Here is a 25,654-nt window from a genome sequence, read left to right as displayed (position 1 = left end):
TTATTTTTGATCGGTTCTATTATGGGTTATTTGACCAAAGTCCAGCATGCTTTAATACAACACGTGGATGAAGCTTTAATTGTGCAACCATTAAGTCTGCTAAATCTTCTGCTTGCATAACTTTTTCTGGGTTGCCGTCTGTTAAGTTCAGCTCAACCGCCATGTCAGTTGCAACCGTACTTGGTGTTAAAGTTGTAACGCGAATATTTTTCTTACGTACTTCAAGCATTAACGACTCACTTAATCCGATTACTGCAGCCTTAGAAGCTGAGTATGCACTTGTAACCGGTGCCCCTTTTTGACCAGCTGTAGATGAGATATTGATGATATCGCCTGTATTGCGCTCAATCATTTCAGGTAATACTGCACGTGTTGTATAGTATACACCTTTTACGTTAACATCGATGATATTTGTCCATTCTTCAGGTGTTAAGTCCATGAAACCGCCGAATTTTGAAATACCAGCATTATTTACTAAAATATCGATTGCTCCAAGTTCGCTTCGAATTGACTCAACTGCTGTAGTTATAGAGTCTAAATCTGCCACATTTGCCGAAGCAATAGCTACCTTAACGTCATATTGTTTAAGTTCCTCTGCCACTTGCTGTAAATTTTCAAGTGAACGTCCGACAAGACCTACGTGAATTCCTTCTTTAGCAAAAGCGATTGCTGTTGCTTTTCCAATTCCACGCCCTGCTCCGGTGATTAATGCCACTTTTCCTGTAATTGTTTGCATCTTTTTTGCTCCTTTAAATAAGATTGATTTATTATAGCGAAATAAAGAAATCGATATCCTCAAACTGGATCGTGCTTTTTCACCAAAAATAAATCAAGTATTATTCTAAAACTAACTTTATTCTACTCATGGTTTTTCGTATTGTAAAGGATACGAGCATGCTAATTTTCTTCGTTCTTCCAAGGAGGATTTGTATGGTGGGAAAAATTGTTATATATTTTGGAAACTGTATATGGAATAAAAAATGACAGGAAGGTACAAAGCATAGTAGGTATATCAGTAAAATGTTCCATAAGACTATTCCACAAAAAAATTCCACCTTTAGTGTGATTTTATAATGTTGCCTGGCTTTTCGATAGTTGCGTTGACATCAACTTGTATATCACTCTTCATGAAATAATGCTGACCCTCTTCCCATTCTTCTTTAATGGATTTCCAAAGCGGGTAATGCTTTTCATATAAATAAGTGTTTAATCCGATAACGTCTGTATATAACTCATTCTGTAAAATAGAGATGGTATGTTCCGTTATTTCTTTAATTTCTTTTTCTAAAATGCTTTTTAGCTTTTCGTAATTTTCTTCCTTCATAACATCAAGTTGGCCATACTGTTCAGCAACTCCGCTAGCAACGTCGATTTTAATATTGAATTTTAATGGCATTTTCTTATCTTTCAGTGATATTTTACTTTGGATGTTTAAGATTTCGAAGGTGACATCGTGATCATCAAGTTTTGTGTTAATCGTCCCTGTCTGATTTTTGGATTGAATAAAATTTACTCCTTTTGCTTCATCTCCAATTAAATTTCCAACAACTTTATTCTTAATACCGCTGTATACCGAAACTCCATCATAATTAACTGTCGTTGAATTTACCTGACTAATAAAAGGAATAATAAAACTTCGATTCATTAACAAATAGGATTGAACATTTCCCACAGTTAAAGGTTGGGCAATATCTAAGGTCGACTTATTTTCCAAAACTTTGGATAAATATTTACTTGGTATTTTCTCGTTTTCAGGGAGAATTGATAAATAATCGCTTGATTGCTCCTCCGTAATGGCGATTTTCACGCTCCGTAACATTTCTTTTTCTCGAAGGAAAATATCCATTAGATCAGCAAATAAATACTCTTCTTTTGCAAGGGCTTCCGAAAAAAGGACAATATTTAAATGTGTCACGTTTGTCCTACTTCCAGCCTGTTTTATCATATCACGGTTCATTTCAATAATGGTGTCACCTGTTTGTGATAGGTTACGAAATGAAGTGGCGTTTGAATTGTTAGTGTTTTGTTGTGAGCTAAAGGTAGACGGATTTAAAAGCTGTTGTGTTAATTTGAATTTATTATTTTCATTTTGTTCATAATCCTCATCTTTTTCATAATTTAAAACTCTTTCATCGGTTTGTAATGAAGATTCATTTTGATTTTGTTTTATGCGTTCTTGCCCTGATGAAGGTTGATTTTTTTGCTGCTGTGAGTTCTGCTGCTGTTGACCTTTTGAGTCCCTAGCAGCCACACTTTCTTCTGAAGGAGCGGGTTTATTATTAGCTAGGTCTATCGCAATCCCTGTTACAAAACTTCGATCTTCTACTTCAAGATTATCCCAGCAACCGGCTGTAAGTGGGAGACAACAAATTAAAAATATTAGTTTTTTATAAGGAATCATGGGTTCTCCTACCTCTTATTAATAGCATAGTTCCTAGTAGAAATATGACGAATACCATATAAACTATTTCTAAATAGGCCATATATTTTGCAATGTTATTAATTTGAATAAAGTTTTTAGGTATCATGGCTAAAAAGAAAATGATGGGTGACAAAATAAAAATAATCGTTTGTTTGGCTAATTTAGGAATTAGCTGGTTAATGAGCATTACTGCAATATCAAATGCCATTAAGCAGGTTGTAAATACAATAATTGTCCAGATGATAAATAAAATCGAATCAAAACGTTCGAAGAAAATGCCTGGAATCGATATGATTTTCGAAAGCTCGAATACAGGATAATAAAGATTTTTGACCGTTGCATTTCCAAAGACACCTACACAAATAATAAAAATAATGATATAGAAGGTAAATGGAAATAATATACCTAAGACCGTCATTTTTGGGGCTTTTTCGGGTTTCTTGATAAGTGAAATATAAAATAACACGATACCAAATCCCAAAAATGCGTTCAAACTGGATATTGTTCCAGACTGAAGTCCTTTAAAATCGGTTTGAAACACAGGAAGTAAATTTTCAAGCTTAATAGCCCACATCGGAGCAATAATTAATAAAATTAAACCGCCGACAACAAACGGGAAAAAGAGAATATTTAATTTAAAAATGGCCATCCGTGAGCCTGAAACAGCATATACAACGACAAGGATAAAAGCTAAACAGACAACTTCTAATGGAGTACGATCAAAAAAGTACTCCTGAGACAAGGTAGCCATTTCCCTCATTTGAAACGAAGAGATAATAATATATTGAAAAACAAAAATAAAGCATAGTATGACTGCCACTGGCTTTGATACTAAATAGGAAGCAAAAGAGAAAAAGGGTTCATTTGGGAAGGATACCGCTATTTTTGCTAAAATCCATCCTAAAAGAATCGCGATCAACCCACCGAATAAAATTGCCATCCAGCCATCAGAAGATACAGTATGTTCGGTTATATACCGAGGCAAAAATAGAATTGTAATACTAATCGTATTCGAAGCAACAGCAAACATAATGTCTTTATCTTGAATCGATTCATTGTTTTTATAAAGTTTCATTACTTCACTGATCCTCCGTCTTTCTTTTTTCTATTCGATTTCAGGAATGGCTGAAATGAGCGTTTTGACAATACTGTAATCGGAGCCCTTACGACAATATTTTCAAGGGTCCATAAGTTGCCGGGAGAAAAAGATTGTGTATATGGAACACCAATACTTTTTAAGTTGGCAAGATGAACATAAATCATAATAAATACTAAAATAATTCCGTATAGTCCTAAAGTTGCAGCAGCAAATATAGTAGCGAGACGAACTATTCGCAAGCCAATCGCAAAGCTGTAATTGGGTATTGTGAATGCACAAATAGCTGTTAGAGAAATAACTATAACCATGATGGGAGTTACAATCCCCGCCATAACGGCAAGTTGACCAATAACTATACCGCCTACAATCCCAATTGTTTGACTGATTTTATAGGGGAGTCTTGTTCCAGCCTCCTGCAATACTTCATAAAAAAAGACGAGGATTAAAGCTTCAATTAAGGACGGAAATGGAATCCCTTCCCTAGCGGCAGTTATCGTAAATAATAGCTGAGCCGGAATTAATTCTGGATGGTATGAAATTAATGCAACATATAGGGCTGGTAAAAATATAGTCATGTAGAAAGAGAATAAGCGCAATAATCGTAATAATGAACTTATTAACCAACGTTGGTTATAGTCTTCTATTGACTTTAATGAATCCCCGAAAGTGATAGGCATTAAGAGAGCAAAGGGTGACCCTTCAACAATAATGGCTATTTTACCTCTCAATATATTGAAAGCCACCCTATCCGGTCTTTCTGTATCTAAAATTTGTGGAAAGGGTGACAGAAGATTATCTTCAATCCACTGTTCAATAAATCCAGAATCCGGTGCGAAATCAATATCAATTGTTTTAACGCGACGCAAAACTTCCTGTAAAAGGTCTTCTCTTACAACTCCATCAATATAACAAATGGCAATTTTCTGGTTGGAATGTGTGCCAACTTCCATCATATCGACTCGAAGATTGGGGTCTTTGATTTCCTGGCGAATGAGCGAGAGGTTAATTTTAAAATTCTCTATAAACCCTACTCTGGACCCTCGAATTACTGATTCAGATTGCGGTTCCTCAAGCGCGCGATATTCCATTCCGCTCGTTCCGATAAGAGCGGCTTCACTTTCACCTTCCAGTAAGAAAACTGTATCGCCGGCTAAAAGCGTCTTAATTACCTGCTTCATTTCCTTTGATCTGTTGATTTCAGCAATGGCAAGTATTTCTTCATAGACATGATCAAACAAATTCGAGTGAATATGTTTTCTGTTTAATTCAAGAATTTTTAATATATTTTTATTTAATAAATCCTCGTTTATAAGCCCTTTTATATAAATTAAAGCAAAAGGATGGTTCAACCGGCCAATTCTGCTTTTTCGGATAATAAGATCTGCAGAATTTCCAAGTATTTTTTTTATTACTGCAATATTTTCATCTAATTGGCCATCGAGATATTGGCGACTATTGTTTTTTTCATTTGAAGATTGGACCATTTTCTTAACTCCTGTTCAAATGATGTAATAAGTTTATTGTTTTATTTTTTCCAAATAATATGCAATTCATACTTTAATTCGATGTATTATTGAACCTTTAAAATGTGGATGTAGCTTAGAATGAACGAGCGATCAAAATGTATGAATTTGACATTCAACATACCTGTTGATAATATGAAGGAACAAACAAAATAGCATATATTGCGGGGGGACTCTTTGGAGTTGAGAAGGTTAAAACCTGACTCTTTGAACCTGTCAGTTAACACTGGTGTAGGGAAGCGATTCATTATATTTATAAGCAATAATTTGAATTGTGCTTTCCCATTTATTTAGGGAGAGCACTTTTTTGTTTAGGCTAAGTGAATTTCTACTTGTAAGACCCGTCTAGTGAATCTATTCGTTCATATGAAGAATGATTATGGAAAGGTGATGGAAATGGCTACTAAGCAGGAGATGCAAAATAGAATTATCCAGGCTGTAGAAACAGTAAAGAAAGGGAATCCGATGGCAGGTTCCATTACAAACACTGTCACGATTAATTTCGTTGCAAATGCACAGCTTGCTGTTGGAGGTTCTGCCGCTATGGTGTATTTACCAGATGAAGCAGAATTTTTGGCTAAGGCAGGGGGAGCAACCTATATAAATGTGGGTACGCTATTACCCATTTATGAAGAGACATTACCTCATGTAGCAAAGATATTGCATGAAACAGGAAAACCATGGGTATTGGACCCTGTCGCTGTAGGCATTGGTTCACTAAGGACAGATCTGCTACAGAAATTTAAGGCATTTAAACCGACCATTATTAGAGGAAATGCATCAGAAATTATAGCATTGGCAGGTTTATGGGCATTAGATGGAGGAGCAGAGGAATCAAGGGTACGAGGTGTGGATGCTACAGATTCTGTACATGAGGCTAAAAGAGCAGCGATTGCTCTTGCAAAGTGGACGGGTGGTGCAGTTGCTGTATCAGGAGAAACGGATTTAATAACAGATGGCTCTATTATAGCTATCTCTTATGGGGGCTCTCATTTTATGGAGAAGATTACCGGAGCTGGTTGCTCGTTAGGCGGAGTTGCCGCTGTGTATGCAACGGTGACCACCCCGTTTATTGCAGCACTCACTGCTAGTGCAGTATACAATGTAGCTGGAAAACGCGCTGAGTTAAAAGGAGATGGTCCAGGAAGTTTCCAAGCGCAGTTTTTGGATGAATTATATAAAGCAACAGCAGAAGAAATTGCAAACAACTCATTTGATTTGGAGGAGGTTAATTTATGAATACATTAATAGCAGTAGCAATTGCGCCTTTTGGTGTAGGGGATGAATTGGGACAGGAAATCGCCGAGGTTGTGAAAGTCATTCGAGATTCGGGGTTACCGAGTCGAACTACATCAATGTTTACAGAAATTGAGGGAGAATGGGATGAAGTGATGAAAGTAGTAAAAGAAGCGACTTTTATACTTGCAGAAAAAGGAATTCGAACAGAAGTGGTGTTAAAAGCTGATATCCGTCCGGGATATACGAATACGATTAATACAAAAATAGATAAAATAAATGATATTTTAGGAGGGTAATATGGGTAATATCAAAAAGCTTGATATTTCAGCCTATTTAGTTATAGGTCCTGAAAATACAAAAGGCCGTCCAGTCGCAACGATTATTAAAGAGGCAGTAAGTGCGGGCTTTACTTGCATCCAAATACGTTCCAAAGTTGCTTCTGCAAGAGAATTGATTCAATTAACACGGCAAGCAGCAGAGGTCATTGAAGAGGCTGGAAAATCCGATGAGGTTGCACTCCTAGTAAATGACCGTCTTGATGTTGTTTTAGCGGCTAAATCACAGGGGATTAAAGTGGATGGCATTCATGTAGGCCAAAAAGATATTCCAGTGAACGTTTGTCGGGAATATTTAGGGGAAGACCTCATTATAGGTTTATCTGCTCGAGCTGATCAATTATTTGACTATATTAAAACAGAGGATGTCTCTCAACTTGATTATTTTGGTGTAGGACCGTTGCATGAAACCCCAACAAAACCTGATTGCGGAATTGGGGAAGACGGAAAGGTGATTACGAGAAGTATTGCCGATATTACGAAAGTTGCTGAGCTTAGTTCAATTCCCGTAGTCGTAGGTGGGGGTGTAAAACTCGCGGATATTCCTACCCTAGCAAAAACTGGTGTAGACGGTTTCTTTGTCGTTTCAGCTGTAACGGAGGCTGAAAATCCAAAGCAAGCAGCAACAAATTTAGTGAACGCCTGGAACAATTATAATTCCAAAACTTTTTAATATTTTTAATAAGTTCGAGGGAAGTCATCGTATTCGCTTCCCTTGAATTATCTAAGACAAGTACATACGAATCTCCTCCCACTTTACAATAAAAAAACTGCTCCAATTTTCAAAGCCACTATTATTATTATTATTATTATTATTATTTTATCCCCCCTTACTATTTGTTAATTCAGGTCCAACTCATTAGTTAATATTTTCATAAACTACAATATGTAGATTTTTGGAGGTAGGAATGTACAACCTCTCTATCGACATAATAAAGGTCATTTATCATAAAATTTGGTACAGGGCATTACTTATTAATGAATAGTAGGTGGAGAAAAGTGATGAATCATAATAAGCCAAATGACCGCAATAATAAAAAGAAGCAAAGTATCTCCATAGATAAGTGGAATAATTTGATGTTCCATTATAAAAGTGGGAAACAGAATATCTCGAAAAATAATAGTACGAACAATAACTCAAATGAATCAAATATTACCGCTGTGGCAGGGAACTGGATTGCTGCTGTAGGAACAATTATATCTGCTATTGGAAGTACGCCATCAACTATTTTTTCCCAGCAAACACTTACAGACTTCAATGTTATCGGTAATATTTTGCAGGCTGGCGGAAGCGCAATTGGGGTCGAGGCGGAAGAAGCATTATTAGATGTGGTAGGTGGTCAAATTTCTGCTATAGGCAATTTGGCTGTTGTTGCTGGAATACTATCTGAAAATGAACAGTCAGGTCAACTATTAGAAAAACAAGGTAACCTGCTCCAAGTAGTGGGAGTGGGAATTACGATTAATACGGAAGGGAAATTAACACTTTTACAAACTATAGCGAATACAGGAAATATAATTCAATTAATAGGAAATGTAATAGAGGTGTTTGCTGATAGCGATACAAGTGAAGGAGAAGTAATGAATGCGGTTGGTGCTTGGATACAGGCAGTAGGAGCTGTTATTACTGCATTGGCATCCGAATAAGCCTTTAATATATTAGAACAAATATATGATTAACGCGCTTTAATTTTCTGATAATTTACTGGATAATCTATCCTCTTAGTGTATATTTAGATTAAATCAAAAATAATTATACTGAATGGGTATGTAATCGGAAGGGGTATATAATGAAAAGAATTATTTTATCGACTGAGAGTGGAGCGGATTTACCGAAAGATCTAGTTGAGAAACATCAAATTCAAGTAGTACCGATGCATGTTATTATGGAGGGGAAAGATTATTTAGATGGTCAGTTATCTGTAGAAGAAGTTTTTGATTTTCATAGTCGTACAAAAAAAATTCCTTCCACGGCAGCAACAAATATACACGAATATGAGGATTTGTTTACTAAAATTAGAACAGAATATCCTGACAGCATCATCATTCATATTGGTTATACGTCTAAAGCATCGGCCTCATTTCAAAGTGCATTAATCGCAGCGGAGAATTTTGATAATCTTTTTTTAGTTGATACGTTAAATGTAACTGGTGGATTAGGTGCTATAGTTATGTATGCAGCTTCATTGCTCGAGGAGGAACCTTCCATTGACCATGTCCGTTTAATAGAGAAAATAGAATCCGTAGTTCCTAAAACAAGACTCGCTTTCCTGCCCGGCAGTTTGGATTTTCTGAAAGCGGGCGGTAGGGTAAGTAACCTGGCCTATATAGGAGGAGCTTTATTAAAAATTAAACCATGCATCGAATTAAAGGAAGGGAAGCTTGTTTCAACAAGGAAATATCGAGGGAAAATGAATATCGTTGCTGAAAAGCTTTTACGAGACTATTTAGACGAATACGATATTGATAGAAAACAGCTGTATTTAATTTATTCTATCGGGCTTGATGAAAGTATTAAAAAGCAGATGGAAGAACTCGCGAAGGAATTTGGATTTGAACATGTAACATGGATGCAAGCTGGTGCAATGATCTCTACACATGCAGGACCAGGAGGCTTTGGGATAGCTGGGATAGAAAAATAAAACTCAATCCAAAAGGTAAATTAACATAGACATCAAAAGCTGTGCTAAAAATAAAATTTTAGCACAGCTTTTTTTAACCGTTTATTTTTCACGAGATTTAGTTTTATATTAGAGACTTATGTTGGAAAGGGCATTTGCCTTGAATTGGTACAATATCATCACCAATAAATGATTGCTTCCACTCATTATGAGTTGGATCACCGTAATGACCAATATCCGGATGTTTAGGTAGCTGATCCCAAACCTCTACACGTTTCCGGACCTTTTCACGAGACATGATTCCGCCTTTTTCAGTTCCTTCTAACCCTTCGAAAATTTTCCGAGGTTGAAATCCAAGAACCATTGCATTTCCTAAATGACGTGTTTTTCGCTTTTTATATGCAGGTGCATTTCCGAATACAAAAATTGGCTCTCCGGCAAAATGAAAATCCCACAAATAATGTTCAGGGTCACGAGGACTATCTACTGGCCATTCTACTTCATCTTCTTTATGCAAGTATTGTAGTATATCCCAAAATTGTTTTCGGTAATCTTCAAGAGAGCCCTCTTGCTCAAATGGTTCCACAAAGACAAACAGTCCGTGTCTTTTGTAGTTAGGTAGCTTAAATAAATCAAGGAAATGTCCTACTGCGGCAGGAAGATTGCTCCAGTCATCCTGATTAATATAGGCATAGCGAAGCTCACCTTTGAGCTCACCACTCATGCCGAAAAAACATGGAAACGTTTTATCTGTTACCGTGTTATGAAAGGTTTCGTATTCTTTATAAAGCCATTTTGGCAAGTCGGTTCTAGTTTGGAAATCTTCCTTTGTTAATAAAGTATGCCCTTTCGTAATCATACAAACCCCTCCGTTATCATTATCCAATTATTACTATATAGCCAATCATTACCCCATCCTAAAATTCTTGAAACAATGGCAACCAAATAGATTAAAAATTCAGAAATGTTTACTGAATGTAAATGAAGGAAATGAAAATAATAAGTGAGAGTTGAATCAAGAATCTGGAGGATGTCTTAATGGGTGATACAATTACAAAACGTGATCAAATAAATTGTGAAAATGAATACGGAACACTAAAAAAAGTAGTTTTATGTGAACCGCAATACATGGAGATTAGAGAAGTAATTAATAATGTCCAAAAACAATATAAGCATGAGAATATTGACCAAGAACTAGCTATAGCACAACACCGTAATTTTGAACAAACTTTAAAATCTGCGGGTGTGGAAGTGATTAAACTAAAACCTAGTAAAGATCACCCTGAGCAAGTCTTTACAAGAGATATTGGCTTTACATTAGGAAATCGTTTATTTATTTCTGAAATGGCGAATCCGATTCGTCAAGGTGAAGAGAAAGTATTAGCCCACTGGATGAACAAGCATAATATTGCATATAAAAAGCTCTCAACTGATTCGATAGAAGGTGGCGATGTCATTGTCGACGGCCAACACGTCTTCATTGGAATCAGTCACCGAACGTGTAAAAGTGCAATTCAATCTTTACAGAAAGAATTGCCTGAATTTAAAATACTGCCAATTCAATTCAACCCAAAATATTTACATTTAGACTGTGTATTCAATATTCTTTCCTCAGAAGAAGCATTAATTTATCCAGATGCGTTCGACCCGAAAACTGTAGAATTTTTAGCGAGTATGTACAATTTAATCGAAGTAAGTGAAAGCGAGCAGTTTACAATGGGCACAAATGTATTATCTATTGGTCAGAAGCGGGTATTAAGTTTACCAATGAATCGAGACGTTAATTATCAGATGAGACAGCATGGTTATGATGTATTGGAAGTAGATTTTTCAGAAATCATCAAGTCAGGCGGCTCATTCCGATGTTGTTCAATGCCTATTGTCCGGCTTTAAGAGGAAAATTGGCACCTCGTTTCGTAATATATGTTATTTGATCAATACTCATTCTTTATACGAACGAATCCTTGTTAAAGGGTTCGTTTTTTTCTTTTTAAAAATAGTTGGTTCATCACCATAAGTTGGTTCATCACCATAAGTTGGGGATGACAAAATTGAAAAATAATATCTTCTAATTAAGTCCGTTCTGCTACGCTACGGGGAAAACGCGTTGAAGCAAGTGTTTTGGAGGCTCACCCTTCGCTCCACGTCACTCTGCTTTGGCATTAAGTGAATTTCTGCAAAAATGAAGATTATAAAACATAGCCTTTCCGCTCTCCGCCGCCTCGCGATAGCGCAAGCGGCTGATTGGTTGTTTTTCACCTTATAACGAGGGCGAAATTTTGGGATTGGTGGGCCTCGCAAACGGCAATAAAGGCAGTGATAAAAACACGTATCACGTGGTTTTAGCGCTGTCTTGCCGTAGCCCACCAATCAAACAAGTGAAATTTTATTAGAAAGCAACCCGTTTGCTTAAAAAAAGGATAGACCGCTTGGTAATGAGGGGTATGAAGACATAATCATAAACAAAAGCAGCCGATTTTAAGACCGGCTGCTTTTGCGTTACGTGAAATATTCAAGTTTTGCATTCGGAAAGAACTTTTCCATATAGCTATATAACTGCTCTTTCATTTCATCTTCTTCGTCTTTTTGATAAATAAATTTACCGATTCTATACTTGCCCCATTTAACACGTCTTGTAGATTCATCCAGCTGTAATTTAGTTTTTGGATAATTTTTCTCAATGACATTTTTAGCTTTCTTAGTGAATCTGTGCTGAATAAATTCAAACGTTATATCATCGCGAGCATCCCGCGGTAATTCTGCATCAAGACGCTCAAACATATGATAGTATCCTTCTTGCCATCCATCATGAAGATAAATTGGTGCGACAATAAAACCAAGAGGATAACCAGCCCTTGCGACTTTACCAGCAGCTTCAATACGTTTTGCAAGAGGAGAAGTACCGGGTTCAAAATTTTTAATGACATAGTCGGCATTTATGCTAAATCGGAATCTTGTATGGCCGTTATGTTTTGCATCAAGCAAATGATCAACATGATGAAATTTAGTCACAAACCGTAATCTGCCTAACTCTGTTTGCCCAAAATGTTCAATCGCTTTTTTTAATGAGTGAGTTAAGTGGTCGATTCCTACAATATCAGAGGTACAAGCAGCTTCAAAACGTGTAATCTCAGGAGCGCGTTCTTCTATATAATGATCAGCGGCTTCAAATATTTCATCGACATTCACATATATCCGAATATACGGTTTACTCCCCATAGTTGTTTGCAAATAGCAGTAATGACAATGTCCCATACAACCGGTAGCGAGAGGGATGGCATATTCAGCGGATGGTTTAGACGTGTCAAACTTCAGTGTTTTACGAATGCCTACAACGAGGGTAGATTTTGCAATCCGGTACTTTTGTAAATCATTGTCTCCAGGAAGGTCCCGAATCTGATTATGTGAAGTAGTATAGCGAATTTCAATACCTAATCCTTCAAATTTTTCTTTCAGCTCTTTTCCAAGTGGATAATCTAAAGCATTCGGTTCAAAATAAACAAGCTGGGGCATAAACGGTTTATTCATGATTATCCTCAGTGATGATAATCTGCATTAAGCACGATGCATCGGTAAGATTAAGCATCCTATCACCTTCTTTTCTTTTTAGGATTAGTTTGTCTAAAGGTCGACTAATTATGAAAGGGAATATTGCAGTCCTTTTGAAAAGGGTGAAGGTAGTATTCAGATTGAGTTATAAATTTTCCTTCTGCTTAAGAAAATCAATGACTACTTCAACATACTCTTTCTTTGGATAAGTAAAATATAATTCGCTCGCTGCGCGGATTGAATCGCCAAAAAAGAATCGTTCATATTGCATTTGCCTCGTACCGAATGAGCTCATTGTTAAATCCCAAGCTAAACGGAATATTTTTACGCGTTCCTCTGCTGTTTTAGTAGCGCCTTGAAGATACTGATCTAAATCTGCTCTTATATCAGAATGGAATGCTTTTTCGGTAGGTAGCGTAATCATGCCACTTGCGCCTATGAGCTGAATTATTTCGATGTAGCGAGGGTAAAGTTTCGAAAAAATATTACCGGCAATTTTCAATGGGAAAATTGCTGGGCGTAAATAGCCCCAATCATCTAGTACTGCATTATTCTCCGATTTTTCCAAAAGGGCTTTCATTGTTTCTAACCCAACGATGATTTCTGATAGCTTTTCTTGAATATGCTGATATTCACGGACTTTAATTGTATCTACAAGAAGCTCCGCAATACCTAGTATAAATTCTGTTTTGACAATCTGCCTTATCGTCACCTGATATTTAGCGAAGTGATGAAATGAACTTTCCATAAGAAACTTTCCGGCAATTTCAAAATTATTATAAAAAAATACTCGCTCCCACGGCACTAATACATTATCAAAAACTATAAGGGAATCGATCTCTTCAAACCGGGAGCTTAGCGGATGATCAAAGGGGGAATCCCCTCCAACAAATGTATCTCGGCAAATAAATTTAACACCTTTCGTATTAGAGGGAATGGCAAAAGCAAAAGCTTCATCTTCTGCGAATACAGCTTTACCGGCCCCAAATACTAACACTTCATCGGTCAAACCACCTTGTGTAGCCAATAAACGTGCACCCTTTATTACAAGACCCTGTTCATTTTCTTCTATAACCTTCGCGGAAATCGGCTCATTTGTTCGTTCGAAATAACTTTGAGACCGATTTACTTGTGGTGTAATGAATGTATGCGTAAGTGATAAATCATTTTCTCTGACTAATTCAAAAAAAGCCTGAATATTTTCAGGGAAACAGTTTTCCTGTCCCTCCAATATTTTTACTGAAGAGGCAAAGCTCATTAAAACGGAGTTCAAATAGTCAGGGCTTCTTCCTAAAACACCATAAGTATGTCTAGCCCAATGTTCAATCATTTTCCTTCTTTTCAACAAATCGTTTTTTGTTTTTGGCTGTAAAAAGGAAAGTCCAAGAGGTTCACCTGATTTTGGTGAGATAAAGGTCATTTCATCTTTTATTTTTGGATTATGCTGTAGGTCATAAAGAGAAGCTTTTGTTTTAATAAGACCTTTGAAAGCGGGGTGTTCAGAAAGTAACCCTTCCACCTTTTCCCCATCAAACCAAACTTCATTATTTAATTGATTTAGTCGATTAATATAAAATTCTCCATTTATAGCACCCATGTATTCACTCCTTAAATTTCATGGAAATATAGAGCTAGGTCACTTGATGTAAAGCAACAAATTAAAATTCTTTATATACGCAACATATGTCAATGATGTAAATGGTGTCACTATAGTACGTAAACAGACTATAGATTAGAAAAACAGATGGACTTAGAAGTGCTTTACAGCTACCTCTAAGTCCATCTGTTTTAACTTATGCTAATTATAACTTGAATTTTGAAACAGAATCTGATAAATTTTCGACTTGCTCATTTAAATGAGTGACATGAATTGTTACTTCGGTAGTGGCCGAAGTTTGTTCTTCAATCGAACTTGCAATTTCTTGCGTTTCAGCTGTTACCTCTGTTGTCATTTCATGGACTACTAACATGGAAGATAGTACGACATTTTTTTGCTGCTGCATTGTCGATACATCTTCCATTGTTCTAGTAATAGATTCTTTCATATTTTCCAAAGTATCAGATAGCTGTTTAATTGCATTATTAACAGTATCAACAGCTACTTTTTGATTATCGCTAATCTCATTTGTTTGCTGCATTACTTGAACAAGTTGCTCTGTATCTTCCAATATACTTTTAATAATTTCCTGAATGTTCGTAGTTGCTGCTTTTGAATTCTCGGCTAATTTCCTTACCTCATCAGCCACAACAGCAAACCCTTTACCATGTTCGCCTGCTCTAGCAGCTTCAATGGATGCATTTAGTGCAAGTAAATTTGTTTGTTCTGTAATTTGAGCAATTAATTTTGTTACTTGTGAAATTGATTTTGTTTTATCATCCAGATTGCTTGCTACAACCGTTACTTCCTGGAATGCTCTTTCTAAATTTGTGTATGTTTCTTCCAACTGATCAACTTTATGAATAGTTGTATTAGCTTCAATGAGCGCTTCTGCCGCATCATCGGCTACTTGTTTTGATTGTAATTCAATTGTCTCAATACCCTCTGCTAATACATGGAGAGCATTAGAACCATCTTGCATTTTTTCAGCCTGTTTACTACTGCTCATAGCAATTTCTTCAATACTAGTTGAAACATTATTTAATGCTTGTTCATTTTCTTGAGCAATAATAGCTAAACTGTTAGAAGAACTACGAATTGCATTAGTATTTTCATTTACTTGAAGAACTAAATGATGAACACTATCCAGCATTTGATTGTAATGGTTTGCCAAATCAGCAATTTCATCATTAGAATTCGTTTCAAAGCGAGAAATAAAATCACCACTTGCTGTTCTTTCAAATACTTTTTTTAAATTACTAAAAATCTGAATTAGTTTAATTGACATGAAATAAGCGAATAAACAACCAATGACTAATCCAATAATGAGTGATATCCAACCGTTAATTGTAAACTCCTTTAATTTTTCAGCAAAATTATCTTTATCTATAACAGAGACAATCTTCCAATTGTTTTTTTCTATTGTCTGTATTTCACCCGAATAATCAACACCAGCCCAATTAAATTGTTCAATTTGATTATTTGTATTTGAATTATTTAAAAGCCAGCTAAATTCCGTTGCTAATTCACTAGGGGGTAATAAATCGGAAACACCCTCAACTTTACCGGAATTATCAGCATTAATATTTTTTCCGTTTCCATCTTCAATAAATGAAGAAACAATAAGACCGTTTGGATCAACAATCATCAATTTGGAAGAGGTGCCTTCTTCAATGCTTTCTCGTATTGAACCGATTGTTGAAAAGTCAATATCAAAGCCGACTGCACCAACTAACTCACCACTATTAAATATTGGAGCAATAACGGAAGTCATTAATTGATTTACGCCAGTGTCCAAATAGATATCCATCCATTGTAGGTTTGGATTACTATTTAACTTTGCGAATGTTTGAGAGTCACGAACATCCCAATCGTATGTAATTTCCGGTGTCACATGTAAATTGCCAGTTTTAAAGTCCATGAAATACACCGCTAAATAATCACTATTCTGTTCTTGAAGCGTTTTTGTAATTTTATCAATTTGGGTATAATCTTTTTCATCATTTGTTAAGATTGCTTCTACTACCTGACTAAATTGTAGAATAGCCGATTCATAATTCAGTAAGCCTAAAGATACTTGATTAACTGCATTCTTTGCATTATCAGAAGAGGTTTGATGATTTTCCTCCTCAAGAATGTTACGCACATTCCACTGGCTAAAAATTACAGTTATACCGACTGCTAAAACGATAGCAAAAGATATATACATCATCCACTTCGCCTTTAATGTAAGGTTTTTAAAAAAATTCACTTGTTTCACGTCTTTCTTTTATCTAAATATTTACTTTTACACCGAAAAGTAGAAAGTTTATCTGGATAAAAGTATATATACGTATAGGACTTATGTCTATAGAAATTACTTCTTTGAGGGCAAAATGCATTATAATTACAATTTTCTAAATAATATTACTATTCAATGGGTATACTGTATATGATGGTTGATTAATTATTTGTTACGGCTGAAGGATTGATTTTGACGGTTGCGAAAATTGTTTGAGGAAAAAAGTAAAGGCTGTCTATTTATATAGTAATTATATGGATTAACGTAGGCTTTTAAAGTGTTGGTTTATAAAATAAAAAGTCTTATAGAAAATAAATATTTCATTTTAACCTAACTTAAAATGCGTTGTCAACAAATAAATTGTATTTTTATTTAAGAAATGTTATAATAGACTTACAATTGTGGTATTTCGAATTCTGCTGTAAATGCAGAGAGAATTTGGAATACGTTTTTTAATAGTCTTTTTCAAAATTAAGGTAAAAATTCAAACAATTGTGTGTGGTTTATTAGAAGTTATTTAATTTGATAATAAATTTACCTGTAAAAATGTGAAGGAGGACTATAATAATGAATTTAATTAATAAGAAAGTTACCCATAAGCTGTTTGGTATGGGAAGTGTTGTTAAACATAATGATTCAAGTATTGAAATACATTTTGAAACGGAAAAGAAAAAATTTGTTTTCCCTGATGTATTTGAAAAACACCTGAAACTTCATGATAAAGGTGATGCGAGTTCACTTGAAAAAATTATTGAAAAAAGAGAGCTAGAGCGAAGAGAAGAAGAATGGCAAAGAGAAGAAGAATTAAAACTTTTGCGTAAAAATCAGGATCTTCGTCAACAACATGAAAAACTTATGAAAAACCATAAACTTCATCCCGAATCCCAGATGGTTTTTTGGTGTGATGAAGAAGAGCAAAGTACGGCATTTTCGGAGTGGAAAGTTTTCTCTGGGGTTGCTAAAAGTGGCGTTAACAAAGGGAAACCAAATAAACCGATACGATTGTTTGAAAATAGTGCGGTCTTATTAACTGCAGTAGATCCTAACTCGTCAGAAAAAGAAAGACGTATTTTAGGTGTTTATATGGTGAAGGAAGATTTTATCGGAAAGCTTAGCCAAGATGGTAATATTCCTGCCCATTCAAAGTTCAGATTAAAACTTACAGAAGAGGAAGCGAATAAAATGCTCTTCTGGAATTACTATGTAAATGAAAAGTTTACTCATAAAATGACTTGGAATACAGGTAAACATCGTTACTTCAATAACCTTTGGATGGCACAAATTTTACGCGACATAGTATCGCTTAAAACTGATCCACAGGAACAAGAGCTAGCACAACAATTTTTTGATTACTTCTGCAAAATCAATAAAATATCAGCTCAAGAGTTACCAAATCCTAATGGTGCATTAAAGCGTATTTAATTTTTTACTCTAAAAAAGAGAGGTTGCAACCTGCAATCTCTCTTTTTGTACATTCAAAACTAAATGGATGAATTACATATACTTTTCATTAATCAAAAATATAACGAATTACATCTATTGCTTGGTCAACAGTTTCTACGGTTACATTTGCTTTATTGGAAAGCTCCTTCAAAGGGTGAATCAATGACTCTGGTCGAATAATAATAGTTGGCTTGTTCATAGCAATAGCCGTACTTGCATCCATTGCGGTATTCCACTGTTTATACTTTTCGCCGAATAAGGCAATGACGATATCCGCTTTTTGCATTAATACTTGTGTTCTGAAATTATTAATATCCGATGCTGCATTATCTTTATGGAAGTTAGAAGGCTGCTCCCCTAAAATTTCTTCCCCAATATTATCAGAACGATCATGGTTTGTTTGTGGAGCTACGAAGCGTAGGGGGAGATTATTTTCCTTTGCCTTTTGTGCTACTTCTTCCCGCCAATTGTCATGAATCTGTCCTGCAAGATATACTGTCAGTTCCATTCCTATCCCTCCTATTTATTTTCACTATAATCTAATACTACCCAAAGTAATGGAGATTTTAAAGGAAACCTAATTGTAAGGATAAAGCAGGACGAAGATATGTTATGGTGGAAAGTAAGAATAATAAAAGCAAATAAGGAGATTTAACATGAATATTGGTATAGTTGGGGCGGGTGCAATCGCTCATTTTTTATTAAATGAAATTAACCAAAAGGACCATAATGATTTAAGAGTTAAAAGTGTATTCGTAAAGGATAAGAGAAAGTACGAAACAGTTGCATCGCAATTCGAGGTTGAATTATTTACGGATCTCACTGATTTTCTAAGTTCGGGTATTGATGTTGTAGTGGAAGCGGCGAATATAAATGCTGTGAAAGATCTAGTGCCAGACATTATAACTCAAAAAGATGTTGTGGTAATCAGCGTCGGTGCATTTGCTGATATGGAACTAGTAACCAAAATTAGTCATCTTGCACACAAGTATAATAATGATATTCATTTACCTTCAGGAGCAATTGGGGGCTTGGACATTTTACAAAATGCACATGCCCTCGGTAAAGTTACTTATGTTTCACTCACTACTTGTAAGCCAGCAAGTTCGTTAATTGCTGAGGAAATTGAGGAAGCTCAAGTCGTATTCGAAGGAAAAGCAGCAGATGCAATCGAGCGATTTCCTAAAAATATGAATGTTTCCATTGTCCTTGCACTGGCCGGGATTGGTATGGAAAATACTAAAGTAACTTTAATTGCGGATCCATATATTGAAAAAAACATTCATCATGTTGAAATAACAGGAGAGTTTGGGGAAGCGACATTTACGATTAAAAATAATCCATTGCCGGAAAATCCAAAAACGAGCTATTTAGCTGCTATGAGTATTTTAGGAACACTAAAGAGGATGAACGGGAAGATTAGAATAGGTGGATAGTGTTTTAAACGTGAAATGTTGTCCTTAATCTTTAGATATATAGGCAATATTGTAGAAGGAAACGTTTGAAAAGTATAAAATAAAAAAGTGTTTTTGAGGCTTACGATAGTTTTAAAGTAACTGATGACAATTATGCTCTATTAATGAGCTTAACTTAAGGGATGAGTAAAGCAAAATCCCATTTTGAGAGGACTTGAAATAGTATGAAAGAAAATTTTTGGAACGATTTACCGAAACCGTTTTTCGTTCTTGCACCTATGGAAGACGTGACGGATACTGTTTTTCGTCATGTTGTAGCGAAAGCAGGCAGACCGGATGTATTTTTCACAGAGTTTACAAATTCTGATAGCTACTGTCATCCAGAGGGAGAAAAAAGTGTAAGAGGTCGTTTACATTTTACGGAAGATGAACAACCCCTTGTTGCACATATTTGGGGAGATAACCCAGAATTTTTCCGTCAAATGAGTATAGGTATGGCCGAAAAAGGATTTAAAGGTATTGATTTAAATATGGGATGTCCTGTACCAAACGTTGCACAAAGAGGGAAAGGAAGCGGTCTGATTCTTCGTCCCGATGTTGCAGCTGAGCTGATTGAAGCAGCAAAAGCTGGTGGATTACCTGTCAGTGTAAAGACTCGTCTTGGCTATAAAGATGTAGAGGAATGGAAGGAATGGCTGACACATATTTTAAAACAGGATATCGCTAACCTATCGATTCATTTGCGTACGAGAAAAGAAATGAGTGCGGTTGATGCTCACTGGGAGCTAATTCCGGAAATAAAAAAATTAAGAGATGAAATTGCGCCACAAACATTATTGACAATCAATGGTGATATTCCAGATCGACAAGTTGGTTTAGAGCTCGCTGAAAAGTACGGTATTGATGGGGTAATGATCGGCCGTGGTATTTTCAAAAATCCTTTTGCTTTTGAAAAAGAGCCGAAAGAGCATAGCCCTGAGGAATACCTTGATCTTTTAAAGCTTCAACTTGATTTACAGGATAAATATGCGGAAATGCTGCCACGTTCTATGTCAGGTTTACACCGCTTTTTCAAAATTTATGTTAAAGGCTTCCGTGGTGCAGGTGAGTTAAGAAATCAATTAATGAACACAAAATCAACGGATGAAGTACGTGAACTGCTGAATAATTTTGAAATAAACAAAGTCAAAGAATAAGAACAAAATTAAACTCCTGTGGACCTTAACAAGTCCACAGGAGTTTAATTTTGTTCAATTACCAATTTATAGTAGTGTTATTCACAACAATACTGTATGATACATAGTATATAATAATACTGTATGACATACATTATTATGGAGTGAGGTGTATTAGTGAGCAATTTATTGAGTTCCTTAAAGATAGAGCTTAGAAGAGGGACTTTGACATTAGCTGTCCTTAGTCAATTAAGAACACCGCAGTATGGGTATTCATTAGTCCAATCATTGGAAGGAGCAGGAATTTCTATTGATCAAAGTACTTTGTACCCTTTACTACGTAGATTGGAAAAGCAAGAACTAGTTTCAAGCAGTTGGGACACATCAGAGAGTAGACCTCGAAAATATTATGTTTTAAGTGAATTTGGTTTAGAGATTTTTTTAGAATTGAAAAAAGAGTGGATTAATAATTCTAAGGAACTGTATTCCTTATTAGGAGAGGGAGATGACGATGAAAACGAATTTAATTGAAGTTTATATTCAAGAAGTCACTAGAAGGCTGCCTGAAAAAATGCGTTCAGATATTGCACTTGAATTACGCTCAACGATTGGGGATATGCTGCCTAACCATCATACCGAGGCGGATGTTAAAGATGTGCTTAATCAGTTAGGTAATCCAGCGGTATTGGCGAACGGGTATAAGGATCAGCCAATGCATTTAATAGGTCCACGCTATTTTGATGTTTATATGTCATTATTAAAAATGATTGTACCAATAGCTGCTGTCGTTTCATTAATAACAATTATCACAAAATATTTCATTGGTTTTAGTGGAGAAGAGGCGATATTAAATAGCATTTTATCCTTTGTCGGAGAAGGTATCTGGACGTTGATTCAAGTAGGAATCCAAGTTTTTTTCTGGCTAACTATCACTTTTGCTTTATTAGAAAGATTTGATAAAGATAAGGAACAGCTGCCATTAACTTCAGGTTTAGAAAAATGGACCGCGGAAGATTTAAAAAATGTTGCATATATATCTAAGCAGAAAACAATTTCGAAGTTAGAGATTTTCGGGAGTTTAATGTGGACGGCTATTTGGGTGACACTTTACTTTTATGCTAACCAGATTATAGGAGTATATGAAGGGGATGGTGGTCGATTAGAATTTGTTATGCCAGCATTAAATCAGGATGTTTTACAACAATATGGGCTAATCGTTCTTATTATCGCGGGGTTGGAGATTGCATTTGCTCTTTATAAGTTATTGAAGGAACAATGGACAAAAAGAATGGCTATTGGAAATACAGTACTTGAAGTAATTTCAACAATTGTTTTCATTATTATTTTAATAAAACCTAATTTTTTGAGCGAAGAATTCGTTGTTTATATAACTAATCTGTTTACGATTACGAAAGAGCAATTCAATATGTGGCTAATAGGGGGTGCAATTATTATTTTAATAATTACTGCCGCTATTAATATTTATGATGGTTTCAAAAAAGCAAAAGTATAATAAATATTTTCAAATAGTATATTTAAAAAAGAACGAATTTCCTTTTCAGGACTCGTTCTTTTTTGTTTATAAGTGCATTGCTAGAAATGTAATATCAATGTTATATAACAATGTACTATATTGAAAATATTATTTAAAATGTAAAAATTTATATTTTACAAGGTATTTTCTATAAACTTTATTATTTTTTATTTTCACATTATTTTAAATACTATTGCTTTTTTTATTTATCTAAGTAAAAATGATAAAAGGAATAGTAATATTTAAAATCAAATAATGCTATTTTAAAACAAAATTTAGGAGGAAATGCAATGTTTTCAACTACGTGGAATCGGTTATGGGAAATGCATGACCAAGTAAAAGATATGTTTACTTTTTTCATAAAACCAAATTCTTCTAAAATTGCTTCGGACGGAAATCACAAAAAAACAGGTAATGCAGGTTCGGGTAATGGAGGTGGAGGAGGTTATACTCGCCGCAGTTATACAACAGCACAAATAGTAGGTCTTATATTAGGACCGTTATTGTTTATTTTAACATTGCTGTTTTTTAATCCTGAGGGTCTTACACCAGAAGCTAAAGGAGTCTTGGCAAGTACCATTTGGATTGCAACTTGGTGGATTACTGAAGCAATCCCAATCCCCGCTACAGCATTATTACCTCTTGTATTGTTTCCTTTAACAAATAGTTTAGACATAAAGGTAACTTCATCTTCTTATGGAGATGAAACAATTTTCCTGTTTATGGGTGGATTTATGATTGCGCTTGCAATGGAAAAGTGGAACTTACATAAACGTATTGCCATCTCAATAATTTCAATGGTCGGTACAAATATGGACCGAATTGTACTTGGGTTTATGATTGCAACAGGATTTTTATCAATGTGGATTTCAAATTCTGCGACTGCAATGATGATGATTCCAATTGGACTAGCGATCATTAATCAAGTAGCAGACGGCTTAAAGAATGACAATCCGAGTATAGATACTTCGCCTCAACGTTTTGCATTTGGTAAAGCATTGATGCTCGGGATTGCCTATTCAGCATCCCTTGGTGGAATTGCAACTTTAATAGGAACGCCACCTAATACATTGCTAGCAGGTGCAATCAATAAAATGTATGGTATTGAACTATCTTTTGCTGGATGGATGCTTTTTGGGGTGCCATTTGCCTGGATTTTCATTATTCTCACGTGGATATACCTTGTAAAAATTGCATTCCCGTCTAAAATAAAAACTTTACCTGGCGGAAGTGCTGTAATCGATAAAGAAAAAAGAGATTTAGGTAAAGCATCTTTTGAAGAAAAGGCTGTCTTTGTAGTCTTTATATTGGCTGCATTTTCTTGGATTACTCGATCATTCTTCCTAAGTGATTTTATTCCCGGTCTATCTGATGGAATCATCGCAATATTTTTCGCTATCGTTTTATTCGCGATCCCTTCTATGAATCGTAAAGGTGATCGTATAATGGATTGGCAAACAGCAGTGAAATTACCATGGGGTATTTTGCTATTATTCGGAGGAGGCCTTGCCATTGCTTCCGGGTTCGTAGGCACTGGATTATCTGAGTGGATAGGTTCACAGCTGATGGGACTTGAAGGTGTAAGTGTAATCGTATTAATATTCTTAGTTGCAGCACTTGTACTTGCTTTAACTGAGATTACTTCGAATACTGCGACTGCATCTATGATGTATCCAATTATGGCGTCACTTGCTGTTGCTTTAGGTATCCACCCTTATGCATTAATGATTGCGGCAGGTGTTGCGGCATCATGTGCATTCATGCTTCCGGTTGCCACACCACCAAATGCGGCAGTGTTCGGTTCAGGATATATTAAAATTACAGATATGATGAAGGCTGGTTTTGCACTGAATGTCTTCGGTGTCATATTCATTACACTGTCTATTTATTTCTTACTCCCTGTTTTGTGGGGGATCGATTTAAATACAGTACCAGAAGTGTTCAAAGTAATAAAATAAATATAAAAAGGTGAAATCGCATCATTGGATTTCACCTTTTTTACATTGAAAATGTATTTACCAAACTGGAGACCATGATTTTAAAAATTGAATAGTCCTTTCTTTTCCGATGCTAATTAATTTATTTTTTGTTTTTTCATCTAAATCAAATTGGGTCGTACTATAGTCTTCAACCGGAATAAAGATGATATTTTTCTCATGTCTGCGGGCGATATAACGGTTATCATGGGCATTTTGCATTGTAGTAAATAGCGCTTCAAATAATTGAATTGCATTATTAATTTCATGGGGCGCTCTATCCTCGCTAGCACTGCTTAGCTTCATCCCGAGAACCGGCCGCTTTTTGTGACCATTATCATAAATCCATAGCGGGAAATTACTCAAAACTCCTCCATCGACAATAACAGATTCTGTACTCCCGTGTTTTAAATAAACCGGTTCAAAGAAAAAAGGAAGACCGCAACTCATCCGTAATGCACGTGAAATGGGAAATGTGCTGCCATCTATGTTGTAGTGGTGCAAATCATCGGGTAACACAATAATTTTCCCGTTAGTTAAATCGGAGGCTACGAGCTTTAATGAATCTTTTGGTAAATCACCAAAGGTATAAATCCCTTTTGTTGCTAGTTTTTGAAGAAACCAATTTTCCAAAGCCTTTCCTTTATACAAGCCGAAACGTCTATATAAATTGAGCCATTTTAAAAATGGAAATTCTCTCGTTAGTTTGGGGGGATCTAGCAATACCTTTAAATTCAGTTCATCAAAAATTTCTTCAAGTTTTTGTGCATTAAATCCTGCAGCAATAAACGTTGCCAAAATGGCACCCGCACTCGTACCAGCTACACGGTCAAATTTTATTCCCTTCTCTTCCAGCGCCTGAATTGCTCCTACATATGCAAACCCTTTAATACCACCACCTGAAAATACCCCGTCAACAATCATTTACTCTCCCTTTCCTATTTATAATTGTAGTTCGGATATAAAAGTTCATAACAGTATATGATGGGAAAATCAAAAGTGGGCTTATTAACTAATAGAAGATTGGGATTGGTTATATCAAGGTAGCGATATGGCTTGGATTTACAATACGAAAAGGCTGTCCAAAAATTTGAGCAACCTTCTAATAATGAATTAGCGTTGTTGAATAAAAATGACTTGATCATAACCGCACTCAGTACAAGTTAATAAGTGTGGACAAATTTCATTTGCTGCTGTATATGGATAGCCATCACCCATTTTAACGGTTTCTTCATCATTGTAATGTCCGTATGGATCTAAATAATCAGATACCTTTCCTTCATCATTTAATAGAATATGGCATTTTCGACAATATTTCTCCACTTCATGTAAACCATTGCATAACGGACAGACTGCCATGTGCACCCTCCTTTTTGGATCAACTCTATTTATGTAATATGGCACTTTTTAGTTCAATAATAAACATGTAGCAACTATTTATAGTT

Annotated in this window: 23 protein-coding genes and 1 riboswitch; of the genes, 12 read left to right on the top strand and 11 right to left on the bottom strand. The window is 35.5% G+C overall.

From position 1 onward, the window contains the following. Window positions 1-19: 19 nt before the first annotated feature. The 4 genes from MKY13_RS17765 to MKY13_RS17750 all read right to left on the bottom strand — a co-directional run bounded on the left by MKY13_RS17765 (window position 20) and on the right by MKY13_RS17750 (window position 5,005). Window positions 20-736 (bottom strand): 3-ketoacyl-ACP reductase, encoded by a 717-nt coding sequence (locus tag MKY13_RS17765; protein WP_339214229.1) that lies wholly within the window; start codon window positions 734-736, stop codon window positions 20-22. Between the two features lie 321 nt (window positions 737-1,057). Next, a complete protein-coding gene (locus MKY13_RS17760; protein ID WP_339214227.1) occupies window positions 1,058-2,401 on the bottom strand; it encodes a Ger(x)C family spore germination protein in 1,344 nt (447 codons plus the stop codon). Further along, complete coding sequence (locus MKY13_RS17755) at window positions 2,388-3,497, bottom strand: endospore germination permease (RefSeq protein WP_339214226.1); 1,110 nt, start codon at window positions 3,495-3,497, stop codon at window positions 2,388-2,390. Before MKY13_RS17755 ends, MKY13_RS17760 begins: the two co-directional genes overlap by 14 nt. Then, entirely contained in the window at window positions 3,497-5,005 is a 1,509-nt protein-coding gene (locus tag MKY13_RS17750) for a spore germination protein (RefSeq protein ID WP_339214225.1), read from the bottom strand. Before MKY13_RS17750 ends, MKY13_RS17755 begins: the two co-directional genes overlap by 1 nt. A gap of 195 nt (window positions 5,006-5,200) precedes the next feature. After that, window positions 5,201-5,300, top strand: a riboswitch (TPP riboswitch). Between the two features lie 140 nt (window positions 5,301-5,440). Between MKY13_RS17750 and thiM the strand changes: the two genes are divergently transcribed. The 5 genes from thiM (at window position 5,441) to MKY13_RS17725 (ending at window position 9,260) form a co-directional block, all read left to right on the top strand. Next, window positions 5,441-6,283 carry a hydroxyethylthiazole kinase gene (thiM, locus tag MKY13_RS17745; protein ID WP_339214223.1) on the top strand — a complete coding sequence of 281 codons (843 nt, stop codon included), beginning with the start codon at window positions 5,441-5,443 and terminating at the stop codon, window positions 6,281-6,283. Continuing rightward, a complete protein-coding gene (locus MKY13_RS17740) occupies window positions 6,280-6,579 on the top strand; it encodes a thiamine-binding protein (RefSeq protein ID WP_191700952.1) in 300 nt (99 codons plus the stop codon). The genes thiM and MKY13_RS17740 overlap by 4 nt, the downstream gene beginning before the upstream one ends. A gap of 1 nt (window position 6,580) precedes the next feature. After that, entirely contained in the window at window positions 6,581-7,291 is a 711-nt protein-coding gene (locus tag MKY13_RS17735; protein WP_339214220.1) for a thiamine phosphate synthase, read from the top strand. Between the two features lie 326 nt (window positions 7,292-7,617). Continuing rightward, window positions 7,618-8,265, top strand: coding sequence for a hypothetical protein (locus tag MKY13_RS17730; protein WP_339214218.1), 648 nt, complete (start codon window positions 7,618-7,620; stop codon window positions 8,263-8,265). A gap of 143 nt (window positions 8,266-8,408) precedes the next feature. Continuing rightward, window positions 8,409-9,260: a DegV family protein gene (locus MKY13_RS17725; protein ID WP_339214216.1), complete on the top strand. Its 852-nt coding sequence runs from the start codon at window positions 8,409-8,411 to the stop codon at window positions 9,258-9,260. Window positions 9,261-9,363: 103 nt separating this feature from the next. On the opposite strand, the gene MKY13_RS17720 is transcribed toward MKY13_RS17725, so the two are convergent. After that, window positions 9,364-10,098, bottom strand: a complete 735-nt coding sequence (locus MKY13_RS17720; protein ID WP_191700956.1) for a YqcI/YcgG family protein — start codon at window positions 10,096-10,098, stop codon at window positions 9,364-9,366. Between the two features lie 179 nt (window positions 10,099-10,277). On the opposite strand from MKY13_RS17720, the gene MKY13_RS17715 reads away from it, so the two are divergent. Continuing rightward, the gene (locus MKY13_RS17715; protein WP_191700957.1) at window positions 10,278-11,132 is read left to right on the top strand and encodes a dimethylarginine dimethylaminohydrolase family protein; all 855 of its coding nucleotides are present in this window, start codon (window positions 10,278-10,280) and stop codon (window positions 11,130-11,132) included. A gap of 606 nt (window positions 11,133-11,738) precedes the next feature. Here the strand turns inward: MKY13_RS17715 and splB are convergent. The 3 genes from splB to MKY13_RS17700 all read right to left on the bottom strand — a co-directional run bounded on the left by splB (window position 11,739) and on the right by MKY13_RS17700 (window position 16,636). Then, on the bottom strand, window positions 11,739-12,767 hold the full coding sequence (splB, locus tag MKY13_RS17710) for a spore photoproduct lyase (RefSeq protein WP_339214213.1): 1,029 nt from the start codon (window positions 12,765-12,767) through the stop codon (window positions 11,739-11,741). Window positions 12,768-12,933: 166 nt separating this feature from the next. Next, window positions 12,934-14,385: a 4-hydroxyphenylacetate 3-monooxygenase, oxygenase component gene (gene hpaB / locus MKY13_RS17705; RefSeq protein ID WP_339214211.1), complete on the bottom strand. Its 1,452-nt coding sequence runs from the start codon at window positions 14,383-14,385 to the stop codon at window positions 12,934-12,936. Window positions 14,386-14,590: 205 nt separating this feature from the next. Next, window positions 14,591-16,636 carry a methyl-accepting chemotaxis protein gene (locus tag MKY13_RS17700; RefSeq protein ID WP_339214209.1) on the bottom strand — a complete coding sequence of 682 codons (2,046 nt, stop codon included), beginning with the start codon at window positions 16,634-16,636 and terminating at the stop codon, window positions 14,591-14,593. 597 nt (window positions 16,637-17,233) lie between these two features. Here MKY13_RS17700 and MKY13_RS17695 point away from each other — a divergent pair. Beyond that, window positions 17,234-18,088 carry a malate synthase gene (locus MKY13_RS17695; RefSeq protein ID WP_191700961.1) on the top strand — a complete coding sequence of 285 codons (855 nt, stop codon included), beginning with the start codon at window positions 17,234-17,236 and terminating at the stop codon, window positions 18,086-18,088. 88 nt (window positions 18,089-18,176) lie between these two features. On the opposite strand, the gene MKY13_RS17690 is transcribed toward MKY13_RS17695, so the two are convergent. Beyond that, a complete protein-coding gene (locus MKY13_RS17690; RefSeq protein WP_339214206.1) occupies window positions 18,177-18,617 on the bottom strand; it encodes a YtoQ family protein in 441 nt (146 codons plus the stop codon). A 148-nt stretch (window positions 18,618-18,765) separates the two neighbouring features. Here MKY13_RS17690 and nadX point away from each other — a divergent pair, with 148 nt between their 5' ends. The 5 genes from nadX (at window position 18,766) to MKY13_RS17665 (ending at window position 24,191) form a co-directional block, all read left to right on the top strand. Further along, a complete protein-coding gene (gene nadX / locus MKY13_RS17685; protein WP_339214204.1) occupies window positions 18,766-19,545 on the top strand; it encodes an aspartate dehydrogenase in 780 nt (259 codons plus the stop codon). A 203-nt stretch (window positions 19,546-19,748) separates the two neighbouring features. Then, the gene (locus MKY13_RS17680; RefSeq protein ID WP_339214202.1) at window positions 19,749-20,720 is read left to right on the top strand and encodes a tRNA-dihydrouridine synthase; all 972 of its coding nucleotides are present in this window, start codon (window positions 19,749-19,751) and stop codon (window positions 20,718-20,720) included. Window positions 20,721-20,876: 156 nt separating this feature from the next. Next, entirely contained in the window at window positions 20,877-21,230 is a 354-nt protein-coding gene (locus MKY13_RS17675; protein ID WP_339214200.1) for a PadR family transcriptional regulator, read from the top strand. After that, window positions 21,211-22,212, top strand: coding sequence for a hypothetical protein (locus tag MKY13_RS17670; RefSeq protein ID WP_339214198.1), 1,002 nt, complete (start codon window positions 21,211-21,213; stop codon window positions 22,210-22,212). The genes MKY13_RS17675 and MKY13_RS17670 overlap by 20 nt, the downstream gene beginning before the upstream one ends. A 311-nt stretch (window positions 22,213-22,523) precedes the next feature. Then, window positions 22,524-24,191: a DASS family sodium-coupled anion symporter gene (locus MKY13_RS17665; RefSeq protein WP_339214196.1), complete on the top strand. Its 1,668-nt coding sequence runs from the start codon at window positions 22,524-22,526 to the stop codon at window positions 24,189-24,191. Window positions 24,192-24,248: 57 nt separating this feature from the next. Here the strand turns inward: MKY13_RS17665 and MKY13_RS17660 are convergent, their stop codons facing one another. Continuing rightward, window positions 24,249-25,133 carry a patatin-like phospholipase family protein gene (locus MKY13_RS17660; RefSeq protein WP_339214194.1) on the bottom strand — a complete coding sequence of 295 codons (885 nt, stop codon included), beginning with the start codon at window positions 25,131-25,133 and terminating at the stop codon, window positions 24,249-24,251. Window positions 25,134-25,322: 189 nt separating this feature from the next. Beyond that, a complete protein-coding gene (locus tag MKY13_RS17655; RefSeq protein ID WP_191700969.1) occupies window positions 25,323-25,568 on the bottom strand; it encodes a hypothetical protein in 246 nt (81 codons plus the stop codon). Window positions 25,569-25,654 lie beyond the last annotated feature (86 nt).

The organism is Solibacillus sp. FSL W8-0372, from assembly GCF_037969735.1.
In the GTDB taxonomy this organism is placed as follows: domain Bacteria; phylum Bacillota; class Bacilli; order Bacillales_A; family Planococcaceae; genus Solibacillus; species Solibacillus faecavium.
This window is presented reverse-complemented; position numbering and strand designations above follow the sequence as displayed.

Coding starts and splice junctions, on each gene's coding strand:
- MKY13_RS17740 (WP_191700952.1), top strand. CDS start 6,280: ATGAATACATTAATAGCAGTAGCAATTGCGCCTTTTGGTGTAGGGGAT.
- MKY13_RS17760 (WP_339214227.1), bottom strand. CDS start 2,401: ATGATTCCTTATAAAAAACTAATATTTTTAATTTGTTGTCTCCCACTT.
- MKY13_RS17750 (WP_339214225.1), bottom strand. CDS start 5,005: ATGGTCCAATCTTCAAATGAAAAAAACAATAGTCGCCAATATCTCGAT.
- MKY13_RS17735 (WP_339214220.1), top strand. CDS start 6,581: ATGGGTAATATCAAAAAGCTTGATATTTCAGCCTATTTAGTTATAGGT.
- MKY13_RS17670 (WP_339214198.1), top strand. CDS start 21,211: ATGAAAACGAATTTAATTGAAGTTTATATTCAAGAAGTCACTAGAAGG.
- MKY13_RS17695 (WP_191700961.1), top strand. CDS start 17,234: ATGAATTTAATTAATAAGAAAGTTACCCATAAGCTGTTTGGTATGGGA.
- MKY13_RS17755 (WP_339214226.1), bottom strand. CDS start 3,497: ATGAAACTTTATAAAAACAATGAATCGATTCAAGATAAAGACATTATG.
- thiM (WP_339214223.1), top strand. CDS start 5,441: ATGGCTACTAAGCAGGAGATGCAAAATAGAATTATCCAGGCTGTAGAA.
- MKY13_RS17720 (WP_191700956.1), bottom strand. CDS start 10,098: ATGATTACGAAAGGGCATACTTTATTAACAAAGGAAGATTTCCAAACT.
- MKY13_RS17690 (WP_339214206.1), bottom strand. CDS start 18,617: ATGGAACTGACAGTATATCTTGCAGGACAGATTCATGACAATTGGCGG.
- MKY13_RS17665 (WP_339214196.1), top strand. CDS start 22,524: ATGTTTTCAACTACGTGGAATCGGTTATGGGAAATGCATGACCAAGTA.
- MKY13_RS17655 (WP_191700969.1), bottom strand. CDS start 25,568: ATGGCAGTCTGTCCGTTATGCAATGGTTTACATGAAGTGGAGAAATAT.
- MKY13_RS17725 (WP_339214216.1), top strand. CDS start 8,409: ATGAAAAGAATTATTTTATCGACTGAGAGTGGAGCGGATTTACCGAAA.
- hpaB (WP_339214211.1), bottom strand. CDS start 14,385: ATGGGTGCTATAAATGGAGAATTTTATATTAATCGACTAAATCAATTA.
- splB (WP_339214213.1), bottom strand. CDS start 12,767: ATGAATAAACCGTTTATGCCCCAGCTTGTTTATTTTGAACCGAATGCT.
- MKY13_RS17680 (WP_339214202.1), top strand. CDS start 19,749: ATGAAAGAAAATTTTTGGAACGATTTACCGAAACCGTTTTTCGTTCTT.
- MKY13_RS17660 (WP_339214194.1), bottom strand. CDS start 25,133: ATGATTGTTGACGGGGTATTTTCAGGTGGTGGTATTAAAGGGTTTGCA.
- MKY13_RS17715 (WP_191700957.1), top strand. CDS start 10,278: ATGGGTGATACAATTACAAAACGTGATCAAATAAATTGTGAAAATGAA.
- MKY13_RS17765 (WP_339214229.1), bottom strand. CDS start 736: ATGCAAACAATTACAGGAAAAGTGGCATTAATCACCGGAGCAGGGCGT.
- nadX (WP_339214204.1), top strand. CDS start 18,766: ATGAATATTGGTATAGTTGGGGCGGGTGCAATCGCTCATTTTTTATTA.